Genomic DNA, 13,560 nt, shown 5'->3' with positions numbered 1-13,560 from the left:
TACCAACTGAGCTACTTCCGCTTTTGTGGATGCAAATATAATGCTATTTTTAATTTTGATGCAAGCATTTTTGTTGATTTTTTTAAATAATTCTTCAATTAAATGTTTTCTATCATAATATCAAATAGATGCAAAAATGTTCCTACTATAAAATACATCTTATATAGACGCCATCTAAATAATTAAGAAACTTTTAAGTTTGGTTGGTTCGGTAATTACAAAACTAACCGTATATTTGCATCTCTCAAAACATTAAAGTAAAATGCAATACGACCAAAATTTAGTAGACTTATTCCAAGATTATTGCGCTCACCATGAACTGGTGCACCACTTCTCACCATTAACTGCACAGATTTATACATACATTATGTTTAATAATAACAGAGATGGCGTGACTTTTGATGAATTAGTTGAAAGATTAAATGCAAGTAAGAGTTCTGTCTCTACAAGTTTAAATCTATTGATTTCGAATAACCAAATTGAGCATTTCAATAAGATTGATGAAAGAAAAAGATACTTCAGATTGAACCCTAACTATATGACTCTAAGATTACAAATCATTAGAGATGTATTAGAACGTGAGCATGCATTGTGTCTTAAAATGCTTAAATTCGTTGATGAAGGTGTTTTAAAAACAGACAATTGCAACAATAAAGTAGAACTTTATATAGATCATTTAGCAAAAAGTAAAAGTCATTTAGCAGATACAATAGAAAAATTAAAAAGTACAAATTAAGTAATTATATGAAACGTTATTTACAATCGATCACTTTCGCTGCAATCGCTATCACTGTAGCGTCATGCGGAAATAAAGATCAACAGCAAGGGGGACCTCAGGCATTACCTTACAAAGTAATCGAAGTACCTACTCAAAATGTAACAGGTTATAAAAACTACCCTACTAATATCCAAGGGAAAGTTGCTAGTAGCGTTCGTGCTAAAATAGCTGGATACATTCAAGAAGTTTATGTAGACGAAGGTGCAATCGTTAGAAAAGGACAACCTCTATTTAGACTTGAGACGAACACTTTAAACGAAAGTGCTGATGCAGCTAAAGCAGCAATCAGAACAGCTGAAGCTCAAGTTAATGTTGCTCAAGTAAACGTTGACAAATTAGTACCTCTGGTAAACAAAGGGATTATCAGTAAAATCCAGTTAGAAACTGCTGAAGCTAACTTAGCTAGTGCAAAGAGTCAAGTAGCTAATGCTAAAGCACAACACAAAAGTATAGTTGCTAATATTGACTACGCTGTGGTTAAAAGCCCTATCGATGGTATTGTAGGACAAATTAACTTCCGTGAAGGGGCATTAGTAAGCCCTAGTGACCCTCAACCGTTAACTGTAGTATCAGATGACAGTAGTGTATTTGCTTATTTCACACTTAATGAAAAAGAATACTTCGATTTCTTAGAAAAAATAGAAGGTAAATCTTTAAAAGAGAAATTAAGTCACTTACCTACAGTAAAATTACAGTTAGCTAATGGACAAGTGTATGAAGAACCTGGTAAAATCGAAACTATCTCAGGTCAAATTAATCCAACTACGGGTACAGTACAGTTAAGAGCTGCTTTTAACAACCCTAACAGATTGTTGGCTAATGGTAATAGTGGTACCTTATTATTACCTAACGAATATACTAATGTATTAGTAGTTCCTGAATCAGCTACATTCGAACAACAAGGTCAGGTATATGTATATACTGTGGCAAACGATACAGCTAAGGCTACTAAGATCGAAGTAATCGATAGAATCAACAAGTTGGCAATCGTAAAAGATGGTGTCAAAAAAGGAGAAAAAATCATTGGAACAGGATTAGGAACACTGCGCAGTGGATCTCCTATAACTCCAGTACCAGAGAAATTTGAAAAAATTAACGAAGACATCAAATCAACATTCTAAAGTATGTTAAAAACATTTATTGAAAGACCTGTATTATCTACAGTTATTTCTATACTTATAGTAATACTAGGGGTACTGGGATTAACAGTACTTCCAGTTACGCAATATCCAGATATTGCGCCGCCTACTGTACAGATTGCTGCTTCATATCCTGGAGCCAATGCTGAGACAGTAATGCAATCTGTTGTTATTCCAATTGAAGAACAGGTGAATGGGGTTGAAAACATGGACTATATTACTTCTACTGCATCGAATGATGGTAGTGCTAGTATTCAAGTTGTGTTTAAGCAAGGAGTTGACCCAGATATCGCTGCAGTAAACGTACAAAACCGTGTGGCACGTGCTACACCACTTTTACCAGCAGAGGTAACGCGTTCAGGGGTAACTACTCAGAAACAACAAACAAGTGCATTAATGTTCTTGTCTTTCTATTCGACAAGCCCTAACTACGATGCTATTTACATCCAAAACTACATGAATATTAACGTTATTCCTGTACTAAAACGTGTAAGTGGTGTTGGGGATGCACAGGCTTTTGGTTCTCGTAACTACTCTATGCGTATTTGGATTGACCCTGCTAAGATGAAAGCTTATGGATTAGTTCCTTCTGATGTTGTAAGAGTCCTAAACGAACAGAGTTTAGAGGCTGCTGCTGGTCAGTTAGGTGAAAATAATGCTGAGGCATTCCAATATGTAATTAAGTATAGTGGTAAATATAAAACGCAAGACCAATACGAAAATATCGTAGTAAAATCATTGGGTAATGGACAAGTACTATACTTGAAAGATGTCGCTAAGATAGAATTAGGTGCAATGTCTTATGTAGGTAGTTCTGAACAAAATGGACACCCTGCTGTAGCTATGGCTATCTACCAAACACCAGGTTCTAACGCTCAAGAGATTATTCAGAACTTACATACTGAACTTGAGAATATGAAGACTTCGTTCCCTGATGGTATTAATTATACAGTACTGATGGATACGAACGAATTCTTAGATGCATCTATTAGTAAAGTAATCAGCACACTTATAGAGGCATTCTTACTAGTATTCGTAGTGGTATATATCTTCTTACAGGATTTCCGTTCTACGTTAATTCCTTTAATTGCTGTACCAGTTGCAATTATAGGTACGTTCTTTTTCTTAAGTGTATTCGGGTTCTCAATTAACTTGTTAACACTGTTTGCACTTGTACTGGCCATCGGTATTGTGGTGGATGATGCCATCGTGGTAGTAGAGGCTGTGCATGCGAAGATGGAAGAGACAGGCCAAGATGCTAAAGAAGCGAGTTTAAACACCATGAGTGAGATTTCAGGTGCTATTATCTCGATTACATTAGTAATGTCTGCTGTTTTTATACCTGTAACCTTTATTCCAGGTCCTACAGGAGTATTCTATAAGCAGTTCGGTATTACACTTATTGTTGCGATTTTAATTTCGGCTGTTAACGCCTTGACCTTGAGTCCTGCATTATGTGCACTGTTCTTAACTCAACATGGAGCTCATGGAGAAGGAAAGAAAAGAAACTTTATTCAACGCTTCTTTGATGCATTCAACGTTGCATTCAACAAATTAACTCACAAATACGGTAACTCATTTAAGTTCTTATTAAAACATAAATGGACTACGTTTGCCATCTTACTTGCGTGTTTAGGTATTACATATTATGCTGCTAAAACAATGCCTAGTGGATTCGTACCAAACGAAGACCGTGGATTCATCATGGGTAATATCGAGTTACCTGCTGGTGCTTCTCAAGACCGTGTAACGAGTTTACAACAACAGTTCTCTAAAGTAGTACAGCAAATCCCAGGAGTAGAAGGGGTAACTATCGTATCAGGATTCTCATTCATCAACGGACAAGGTTCTAACTACGGTATGGCGATGATTAAGCTAGACGACTTTAAAGATAGAACTACACCTGAGTTAGCAACTGATGCGATCATTGGTAAACTGTTTGGTATCGCTGCTACACAGTTCCAAGATGCTAGAATGATTTTCTTCCAACCGCCAAGTATACCAGGTTTCGGTATGTCTTCAGGTTTTGAGATGAAATTATTAGATAAAACTGGAGGTGCACTTACTGACTTCGACCAAAAATCAAAAGAGTACTTAGCTGCATTAATGGATCGTCCTGAAATCTTGTATGCTCAGTCATCATTTAATACAAACTATGCTCAGTATGAATTAGATCTTAATATTCCTCGTGCAAAAGAATCAGGAGTATTAGTAAGTGATATTTTCTCTGCTCTTCAAGGGTATATCGGAGGTATCTATGCAGCTGACTTTACTCGTTTTGGTAAACAATACCGTGTAATGGTACAGTCTTTACCTGAGTACAGATCAGACAAAAATAGCTTAAACGAGATTTATGTAAGAACTGCTTCAGGAGAAATGACACCAGTAACTCAGTTCGTTGATTTGAAAAAAGTATATGGTCCACAGTCAGTGAACCGCTATAACTTATTTACATCTTCGAATATCACAGGAGCTCCTAAACCAGGATACAGTTCTGGAGACGCAATTAAAGCGGTACAAGAAGTAGCTGCTCAAACCTTGAGCACTGATTACGGTATTGACTTTACAGGTCTATCTCGAGAGGAGATTAGCTCTGGTAACCAAACTGTGATGATCTTTGCTTTATGTATTATTTTCGTTTACTTCTTATTATCTGCTCAGTATGAAAGTTACTTATTACCACTAGCTGTAATCTTATCATTACCTACTGGTATCATGGGAGCGTTCATCGCACAGAAATATGCAGGATTAGAAAACAATATTTACTTCCAGATTGCACTGGTGATGCTGGTCGGGCTTCTTGCTAAGAATGCTATTCTTATTGTGGAGTTCGCTTTACAGAGACGTCAGCATGGAGAGTCTATAGCAGAGTCTGCAATCAACGGTGCTAAAGCTCGTCTAAGACCGATCTTAATGACCTCTTTTGCCTTCATCTTAGGTATGATGCCATTAGTATTCGCTAAAGGTGTTGGAGATGTGGGTAACAGATCTATCGGTACTGGTGCAGCATTTGGTCTATTGATTGGTACTATACTTGGGGTATTCGTAATTCCAGTACTTTACGCTATCTTCCAATACATACAAGAAAAAATTAAACCGATTAAATTCGTAGAGCACAAGTCAGAATAATATGAAAAAACAAACTTTATATAGAGCTTTACCTATTGCTGTTTTAGCTGTTACTATGCAGTCTTGTATCGTATCTAAAAATTACGAGAGACCTGAAGTAACTAACGAAGCGCAATTCCGTACTGATAACATATCTCAAGATACTCTTTCTATGGCAAATATGTCATGGAAAGAGCTATTCTCTGATCAAACGCTTATTCAATACATTGAACACGGATTAGAAAATAACTTAGATATCAGAATCGCATTAGAGAATATCAATGCTGCTCACGCTTATATGCAACAAGGTAAATGGGGATACGCTCCTACATTAAACCTAGGTGCTAACTATACTCACTCAGTATTATCTAAAAACGGACCTCAAGGAATCGCTTTCGGAGATACTAGAGTTAAAAATGATATGTATGATGTTACAGGACAGTTCTCTTGGGAACTAGATGTATGGGGTAAAATCAGAAGTGATAAAAGAGCTGCAGGTGCTAGTTACCTACAAACTCTTTCTGCTCACCAAGCTGTAAAAACTCAGTTAATCTCTACTATCGCTACAACGTATTTTCAATTAGTAGCTTTAGACGAGCAAAAACGTGTAACAGAACAAACTATCGTAAACAGAACTAACAGTTTAGAAACAATTGAAGCTTTAAAAGAATCTGGACAAGTGAATGAGGTAGCAGTTAAGCAAACTCAAGCACAGTTATTCAATGCAAAAGCTCTTTTAGTTGATCTTGAAAACAATATCAAACTAACAGAGAACGCATTCAGTATTCTATTAGGTAATAATCCTGGTACAATCACTAGAGGAGAACTTAAGAGTCAAAAACTTAATGCAGACCTTTCTGTTGGTGTACCACTTCAATTATTAAGCAATAGACCTGATGTAAGAGCTGCTGAGTATGGATTAATTAACGCTTTTGAAATGACTAATGTTTCTAGAGCGAACTTCTATCCATCTTTCAGACTTACAGCGAATGGTGGTTTACAGAGTTTAGATTTTGATAACTTATTCAATACAAGTTCTTTATTTGCAAACTTCATCGGTGGTTTAACTCAACCTTTATTAAATGGTAGAAAAGTTAGAACTGCACATGAGGTAGCTAAAGCAAAACAAGAATCTGCTTACCTAAGTTATAAACTATCTATTCTTAATGCGTCAAAAGAAGTTTCTGATGCATTATACACTTACCACAGTTCTTCAGATAAGTTAAAACTTAAAAAGCAAGAATACGAAGCATATAACCTAGCTACTGAATACTCAGAAGAGTTATTAGTACAAGGTATGGCTAACTACCTAGATGTATTGACAGCTAGAGAGAGTGCACTTGCTGCAGAATTAAGTTACATTAATACAGAATTAGCACAACTTACCTCTATCGTACAGCTTTATAGAGCTGTCGGAGGTGGTATAAAATAATTTTATAGTTAATTGTTATTCATTAAAAGAGAGTAGTTATTTAGTTAACTACTCTCTTTTTTTATACATTTGACTTATGAATATCTCTAGATTACTTCTTCCTCTTCTTTTTCCAAAATACACTTGGAAAAGGCCAAATACTCAAAAGCACATTTACTTAACTTTTGACGATGGCCCTATACCCGAAGTCACAGAATGGGTATTAGATATACTGAAGCAGTATCAAGTAAAAGCCACATTCTTCTGCATAGGTGATAATGTGAGAAAACACCCTGCTCTATTCAATAGAATCTTACAAGAAGGACATCAGATAGGCAATCATACTTTTAATCACTTAAATGGCTGGAAAAACGCAAATGAAGTATATATAAACAACTTCTGCTTATCAACGGAAGAAATGGCCAAACACACTAGCTTTGAGAACAGAACACGTCTATTCAGACCTCCTTATGGTAAAATAAAAAAGCAACAAGCTAAACAAGTAATATCAGAAGGATATGACATCATCATGTGGTCACATCTTACCAAAGATTATGATAAGAACACCACTCCTGAAGAATGTTATAAAAGAGCCATAACGAATATGGCTCCTGGAAGTATTATTGTATTTCATGATAGTATCAAGGCTAGTCATAATTTATACTATGCCTTACCTAAGACTATCGACTACTTATTATCTAAAGGGTATACCTTCTCTACGTTATAGTGTCTTAGTGACATTGATAAGAGAGTTTGCATCCATAACACCACTTTGGCGCCAGATCATACTACCTCTTTTATACAGCATCATAGTAGGCACTTGCTTTATTCTTAAAGCCTCTACTAGTTCACCATTTTTCTCAACATCTATTTTTACTATACGCAACCTATCCCCCATAGCAGCTGCTACATCGATTAAGACAGGATTCATAGTAGTACATGCTTCGTTCCACTGTGCATAAAAGTGGATTAAAACAGGAACATCTGCTGTTACTAACTCTCCGAATTTTGACATATAATATAAATTAACTTTACTATAAACTTCTTTTAATATACAAAAATATCACTTTTTAGCAATATTCTTTACTTTTTTCGCCTTAATTCTATCACTGTGATTTCTGGCCAGATACCTGTACGTCCTTGATAAGCGTGATATCCAAATCCTCTATTTACATAAATATACTTACCCATCTTCTCATAAAGCCCTGCCCACTGCTTATACACGTACTGTATAGGACTCCATTTTATAAATCCTGGTATCTCTATACCGAACTGACTACCATGCGTATGACCAGCTAGAGTCAATTGAAAGTTCTTTTCATGCTCTAATACTTTAGCTTCCCAGTGTGATGGATCATGGCTCATTAAGATCTTAAAGTCTTTAGAGCTCACTCCTTCTGTAGACTTATCTAAATCACCAAGTTTCTGAAAGTGTCCACGTACTCCCCAGTTCTCTACCCCTACTACCGCTATACGTTGACCATCTTTCTCAAACCACACATGCTCATTTCTCAATAATCTGAAACCTAACTTTGGACTGATTTCACAGATTTCCTTAAAGTTCTTTTGTCTATCTTCCTCTGTATCCCAATGTGCATAATCCCCATAATCATGATTTCCTAATATAGAGTATTTACCATATTTATAATGGCGTATTTTATTGAACACATCATACCACGGAATCATCTCATCTGCTAAACTATTCACTAAGTCTCCCGTAAATAACAATGCATCTGATTCTTGACTATTAATTAACTCTACCGCATATCTAATCTTCTCTTCATTGTCAAAACTCCCACTGTGTATATCAGAAATATGGGTAAACTTAAATCCATCAAACGCCTCTGGCAAATCCTCAAACTCTATGATACTCTTCCTAACCTCAAATTTATATCGCCCTATCGTGATACCGTGTAATACTGAGATAAAAGGTATAGACGCTATCCCAAAGGCAAGATGAGATACAAACTTTCTTCGCCCTGGCACGAAAGATTCTTTATCCTCTTTCTTTACTTTAACGCCTTTACTATAATTCCAGATACCTCTACCTATTCTTACTACATCCTCAGTAATTAGTAATATAGTAATAATCGCTTTAGGCAAATAGAATAAGATAACTAAAGCTCCTGCTACTAGCGACTGATGATTCCTAGCGTGATTGCGATCAAACTGTGAAAAACCATATATGATATATATAATACCCAATAAAGAGACCACCACATAGCCCCATCTCATTAGCTTATTTTTAGTCACCTGACGAACAGCCTGAAAACAATAAAACTCTATTATAATAAATACTAACAGTAATACTATAAATCTCCCCATTTCAATAATCTATAAATAACAAATTTAATTTTTTCCAAATGCTTTCAAAGTATCTTTAACAATATTTAATGATATTTATCAAACATCTAAATCACAAAACTTTTGTTCTCTCCTAAGTCCTACTACAAATTCATTATCTTTGAACATATAAATAATTACCCTTAATAAAAAACCACATTATAGATGGCTAATAAAAATCGTCTTTTCTTACTAGATGCCTATGCTTTAATATTTAGAGGATACTACGCATTTATAAAAAATCCTAGAATTAACTCAAAAGGTCTTGATACCTCTGCTATTCTAGGGTTTATGAACTCACTAATAGACGTTATAAAAAGAGAATCTCCTGATCACCTAGCTGTTGCTTTTGACAGAGGTGGTAGTGATTTAAGACTAGAATTATTTCCAGAATACAAGGCTAATAGAGATGAGACTCCAGAAGCCATCAAAATAGCTATTCCGTATATCAAACAAATCTTAGAAGCCATGCATATCCCTATCGTAGAAGTGAGCGGGTATGAAGCTGATGACCTTATCGGAACATTGTCTAAACAAGCAGAGAAAGAAGGCTTCGAAGTATATATGGTGACTCCGGATAAAGATTATGCTCAGTTAGTATCTGAGAACATCTTTATGTATAGACCAGCTCGTATGGGGAATGGTATCGAAATATGGGGAGTAGACCAAGTAAAAGAGAAATTCGAAGTAGACTATCCTGAACAAGTGATAGACTTCTTAGGAATGATGGGAGATGCTGTAGATAATATCCCTGGACTACCTGGTGTAGGAGAAAAAACAGCGAAGAAATTCATCAAGCAATACGGTTCTATGGAAAACCTATTAGCCAATACACATGAGCTAAAAGGTAAAATGAAAGAGAATATAGAAGCAAATAAAGAGAAAGGGTTACTTTCTAAAAAACTGGCTACTATCATCCTAGACTGTCCTGTACAATTCAATGAAAAAGACTATATACTAGAATGTCCTGATATCGAGAAATCAGAAGCTTTGTTTATTGAACTTGAGTTCAGAAGAATGAAAGAACAATTCGATAAACTATTCAATAAAGGAAAAGAAGCTATCCCTACTCCAACAGCTACTGCTACGACTACAAGTGGAGCTGATGAGCAATTCTCTCTTTTTGGAGATGATTCGAGTAATACCTCTTCTTCTACTGAAGCTTATTTTGGTAATCTAAATACAACTAATCACGTATACCAACTGTGTAATAGCGGTATGGCTATTCGTTTATTAATCCAAAACTTACTAAACCAAAAGTCAGTGTGCTTTGACACAGAGACGACAGGCTTAGACCCTTTTACTGCAGAATTAGTAGGTATAGCTTTCTCTTTTAAGAAAGGGACAGCATTCTACGTACCTTTCCCAGAGAACCAAGACGAAGCAAAAGCGCTTGCACAGCAATTCGTTCCTTTCTTTGAATCTGAAAATATTGAGAAAGTTGGGCAAAACCTTAAATATGATATCAAGATTCTAAAACAATATGACATTGTAGTAAAAGGTCCTCTGTTTGACACGATGATTGCTCATTATTTAATCAATCCTGATATGCGCCATAATATGGACGTATTAGCAGAGACTTACCTTAAATATACACCGCAACCTATCGAAGAACTAATCGGTAAAAAAGGAAAGAATCAAAAGACTATGCGTGACATAGAAGCCGAGATAGTCAAAGAATATGCAGGAGAAGATGCTGATATCACTTATCAACTAAAAGAAACTTTTGCTCCACAGCTAGTTGCTACGCATACACAAGAGTTATTTGACAATATCGAGATACCGCTAGTAAATGTACTAGCAGATATGGAGACAGAAGGTATACGCTTAGATACTGAATATCTAAAGTCGCTATCTGACACCTTATCTACTGACATTAAGCTACTAGAACAACGCATATTCTTAGAAGCAGGAGAAGAATTTAATCTTGCATCACCAAAACAATTAGGTGACATTCTATTCGAAAAACTTCAGATAGGAGGCTCTAAACCTAAGAAAACAAAAACAGGTCAATACGCTACTGGTGAAGAAATATTAAGTGACTTAGCACCTAAGCACGAAATAGTACGAGACATATTAGAATGGAGACAGTTAGTAAAACTACAGAATACTTATGTAGATGCACTACCTGACCAAGTAAATATAAAAACGAATAGAATACACACAGAATATATGCAAGCTGTAGCTGCTACAGGTCGTCTTAGTTCTAACAACCCTAACTTACAGAATATTCCTATTCGTACAGAGAGAGGTCGTCAGGTAAGAAAAGCCTTTGTAGCACGTGATGAGAACTTCGTACTACTAGCAGCCGATTATTCTCAGATAGAACTGCGCATCATAGCAGCACTAAGCCAAGAGCCTAATATGCTAGAATCGTTCCAACGTGGAGAGGATATTCACCGTTCTACTGCTGCTAAGGTATTCAATGTACCTTTAGAAGAAGTAACTAAAGAACAACGTAGTCATGCCAAGACTGTTAACTTCGGTATTATCTATGGAGTATCTGCCTTCGGACTAAGTAATCAGACTAATCTATCTCGCGCAGAGAGCAAGGAGCTAATCGATGCTTACTATGCTACCTATCCTAAACTGAAGAGCTATATCGCTACTCAGATAGATTTCGCTCGTGAGCATGGATATGTACAGACTATCTTAGGTCGTAGAAGATATCTAAAGGATATTCACTCTCATAATGCTGTCGTGAAAGGGGCAGCTGAGCGTAATGCTGTCAATGCTCCTATACAAGGTAGTGCGGCAGACATTATAAAGATAGCGATGATCAATATCAACAAGAAGTTGACTGCTGAGAATTGGAAATCTAAGATGCTACTACAAGTACACGATGAGCTTGTCTTTGATGCTCATAAAGAAGAACTTGAAGCATTAAAGACAATGGTCAAATCTGAAATGGAAAACGCTTATAAACTAGATGTACCACTAATAGTAGATCTAGGCACTGGTGATAACTGGTTAGAAGCACATTAATTAAAACATATATAGTATCCCCTTGAAGTTTAAATGTCTTCAAGGGGATTTCTTTTGTTCATATTTAGAATCAACTTATTGCATAATGATGAACATCACTTCTATTTTTAACTACCTACTCCACTACTGATAATAACATTAGCATTTTATTACAATAATCATGTAATCTAGACCTAACTAAATTATTCTATATTTGCCTCAATCAATTATTAAGATAAACAAGATGAAAAAGTTACTAGGCAAAATAATGTTAGGAATCACAGGATGGAAATACGCTCCTAATAACTTTGACCCAAAAAAAGAAAGGAAGACTGTACTAATCTGTGTTCCTCATACTTCTAACTGGGACTTCTACTACGCATTAGCCTGCTTCTGGATTATGGGGGTACCTATACGTATGTTTATAAAAGATTATTATACTAAGGCTTGGTTTGGCTTTTTCTTTAAAGCACTTGGATGTATCGGTGTAGATAGAACCAAAAGACAAAATCTAGTAGAATACGCAGTCAATGTCATTAACACCACTGACGATATCGCTATCATTAATACACCTGAAGGTACACGTGGGTATTCTGAACAGTGGAAACAAGGGTTTTACCATATCGCCAAATCTGCTAATGTACCTATCGTATTAGGATATGCAGATTATAAAAAGAAAGAATGTGGTATCATTAAACTTGTACATGTGGAAGATAAAACATTCGAACAAGTACTTGACGAAATCGCCCCTCACTATAATGCAGAGATGGCAAAATATCCTGAGAACTACAATTCTAAATTATATTAAAGACTTATAAAGGAAGTATATGATTATCATAGATAGGCAAGTAAAACCTCTTTAATTACCTATCTTCTAGCAATAAACCTGCTGTTTTATAGTAGATAGATTAGGTATATGACCTCCTTGCATAACTATTATGTCTATAGTGACTCCGATAAATTGTACAAAATAACGGACTCACTACGGACTCATTCAAAATTAAAGCGCACTCCTACTCTATCGAAACTAAGAGGTAATCGAAGCAAAATCGCCAATCAAATGAATCACATAACTACCGTACTGGATTATAAATTTGTCTTTGTATAACCACTTCACTCATCTAACTTCATAATTAGTCATTCGCCATACTAGAATGTATCGCTCAGATAAGTTACGCTATCACAAAAACATACCTTACTTATAAAAAACAAATATAATTATATACCGAAAGTACACACTTGTAATGCTACTTAATCACAAACTCTACTTCCTTAGTAAAGCTACCGATATCGTTACCTAATTGTTTTATGATTTTATAAGTTCCTTTATCATACTTAAATTCCTTAGTGAACAAATCGATATCAAAACCAACTCCCTCGCCTGGTTCGATAGGATGTATCATACGATCAAATCCTATTCCTTCCATATCCATTACTTCCCAAGAATCTCCTTTTAGAACACTTATAGAATAGTCAGAACCAGTATTGACTTCCGATGAAGATTGATTAGTTATCGTTAAATGAAGTACTTCAGGTGCTTTATCATAAGCCACTTGTTCTAACACCATAGTTACTTGGTTACTTATACTATCTAGCGACTCTTTCTGATTAGGCGTTTTAGTAACTACTTCTTCGATTACTTCTTCATGTGTTGCCGCTTCTTTCTTTTGTGGACACCCTGCCATTATTAGCGCTAATGTAGCCATTATAGGTAATGTGATCTTTTTCTTCATATCATTTATTTTTATTTACTAAATTACTCAAAACAAACATTTTATAATTACAAAAATCAATGAATTTAGTGTACATCGTATCTA

The 13,560-nt window shown here is 35.6% G+C and carries 10 protein-coding genes and 1 tRNA gene (1 of these 11 only partly in view); 7 read left to right on the top strand and 4 right to left on the bottom strand.

What is annotated here, in order from left to right:
- Nucleotides 1-21: transfer RNA gene (locus tag RT228_RS02470), tRNA-Gly, on the bottom strand (it extends 152 nt beyond the left edge of the window).
- Nucleotides 22-262: 241 nt separating this feature from the next.
- Between RT228_RS02470 and RT228_RS02465 the strand changes: the two genes are divergently transcribed.
- From RT228_RS02465 to RT228_RS02445, 5 genes are all read left to right on the top strand, one after another.
- Entirely contained in the window at nucleotides 263-736 is a 474-nt protein-coding gene (locus tag RT228_RS02465) for a GbsR/MarR family transcriptional regulator (protein ID WP_006262267.1), read from the top strand.
- 8 nt (nucleotides 737-744) lie between these two features.
- Entirely contained in the window at nucleotides 745-1,899 is a 1,155-nt protein-coding gene (locus RT228_RS02460) for an efflux RND transporter periplasmic adaptor subunit (protein ID WP_006259722.1), read from the top strand.
- A 3-nt stretch (nucleotides 1,900-1,902) separates the two neighbouring features.
- Nucleotides 1,903-5,046 (top strand): efflux RND transporter permease subunit, encoded by a 3,144-nt coding sequence (locus RT228_RS02455; protein ID WP_313138382.1) that lies wholly within the window; start codon nucleotides 1,903-1,905, stop codon nucleotides 5,044-5,046.
- A 1-nt stretch (nucleotide 5,047) separates the two neighbouring features.
- Nucleotides 5,048-6,457: an efflux transporter outer membrane subunit gene (locus RT228_RS02450; RefSeq protein WP_058699151.1), complete on the top strand. Its 1,410-nt coding sequence runs from the start codon at nucleotides 5,048-5,050 to the stop codon at nucleotides 6,455-6,457.
- 76 nt (nucleotides 6,458-6,533) lie between these two features.
- Complete coding sequence (locus RT228_RS02445) at nucleotides 6,534-7,163, top strand: polysaccharide deacetylase family protein (RefSeq protein ID WP_006259725.1); 630 nt, start codon at nucleotides 6,534-6,536, stop codon at nucleotides 7,161-7,163.
- Here RT228_RS02445 and RT228_RS02440 read toward each other — a convergent pair.
- Complete coding sequence (locus tag RT228_RS02440) at nucleotides 7,158-7,451, bottom strand: thioredoxin family protein (RefSeq protein ID WP_006259726.1); 294 nt, start codon at nucleotides 7,449-7,451, stop codon at nucleotides 7,158-7,160. The genes RT228_RS02445 and RT228_RS02440 overlap by 6 nt on opposite strands.
- Before the next feature lie 68 nt (nucleotides 7,452-7,519).
- Nucleotides 7,520-8,761 (bottom strand): metallophosphoesterase, encoded by a 1,242-nt coding sequence (locus tag RT228_RS02435; RefSeq protein ID WP_058699152.1) that lies wholly within the window; start codon nucleotides 8,759-8,761, stop codon nucleotides 7,520-7,522.
- A gap of 183 nt (nucleotides 8,762-8,944) precedes the next feature.
- On the opposite strand from RT228_RS02435, the gene polA reads away from it, so the two are divergent.
- Nucleotides 8,945-11,764 (top strand): DNA polymerase I, encoded by a 2,820-nt coding sequence (gene polA / locus RT228_RS02430; protein ID WP_058699153.1) that lies wholly within the window; start codon nucleotides 8,945-8,947, stop codon nucleotides 11,762-11,764.
- Nucleotides 11,765-11,987: 223 nt separating this feature from the next.
- Nucleotides 11,988-12,551 (top strand): 1-acyl-sn-glycerol-3-phosphate acyltransferase, encoded by a 564-nt coding sequence (locus RT228_RS02425; protein ID WP_006264602.1) that lies wholly within the window; start codon nucleotides 11,988-11,990, stop codon nucleotides 12,549-12,551.
- 439 nt (nucleotides 12,552-12,990) lie between these two features.
- Here the strand turns inward: RT228_RS02425 and RT228_RS02420 are convergent, their stop codons facing one another.
- Nucleotides 12,991-13,476 carry an immunoglobulin-like domain-containing protein gene (locus RT228_RS02420; RefSeq protein WP_058699154.1) on the bottom strand — a complete coding sequence of 162 codons (486 nt, stop codon included), beginning with the start codon at nucleotides 13,474-13,476 and terminating at the stop codon, nucleotides 12,991-12,993.
- Nucleotides 13,477-13,560 lie beyond the last annotated feature (84 nt).

Origin of the sequence: Myroides sp., from assembly GCF_032073645.1 — a bacterium.
Classification (GTDB): Bacteria; Bacteroidota; Bacteroidia; order Flavobacteriales; family Flavobacteriaceae; genus Flavobacterium; species Flavobacterium odoratimimum.
This window is presented reverse-complemented; position numbering and strand designations above follow the sequence as displayed.

What these genes read in the sequence shown, in the direction of transcription:
- RT228_RS02425 (WP_006264602.1), top strand. Translation starts at nt 11,988, where the DNA reads ATGAAAAAGTTACTAGGCAAAATAATGTTAGGAATCACAGGATGGAAA.
- RT228_RS02440 (WP_006259726.1), bottom strand. Translation starts at nt 7,451, where the DNA reads ATGTCAAAATTCGGAGAGTTAGTAACAGCAGATGTTCCTGTTTTAATC.
- polA (WP_058699153.1), top strand. Translation starts at nt 8,945, where the DNA reads ATGGCTAATAAAAATCGTCTTTTCTTACTAGATGCCTATGCTTTAATA.
- RT228_RS02420 (WP_058699154.1), bottom strand. Translation starts at nt 13,476, where the DNA reads ATGAAGAAAAAGATCACATTACCTATAATGGCTACATTAGCGCTAATA.
- RT228_RS02445 (WP_006259725.1), top strand. Translation starts at nt 6,534, where the DNA reads ATGAATATCTCTAGATTACTTCTTCCTCTTCTTTTTCCAAAATACACT.
- RT228_RS02435 (WP_058699152.1), bottom strand. Translation starts at nt 8,761, where the DNA reads ATGGGGAGATTTATAGTATTACTGTTAGTATTTATTATAATAGAGTTT.
- RT228_RS02450 (WP_058699151.1), top strand. Translation starts at nt 5,048, where the DNA reads ATGAAAAAACAAACTTTATATAGAGCTTTACCTATTGCTGTTTTAGCT.
- RT228_RS02465 (WP_006262267.1), top strand. Translation starts at nt 263, where the DNA reads ATGCAATACGACCAAAATTTAGTAGACTTATTCCAAGATTATTGCGCT.
- RT228_RS02460 (WP_006259722.1), top strand. Translation starts at nt 745, where the DNA reads ATGAAACGTTATTTACAATCGATCACTTTCGCTGCAATCGCTATCACT.
- RT228_RS02455 (WP_313138382.1), top strand. Translation starts at nt 1,903, where the DNA reads ATGTTAAAAACATTTATTGAAAGACCTGTATTATCTACAGTTATTTCT.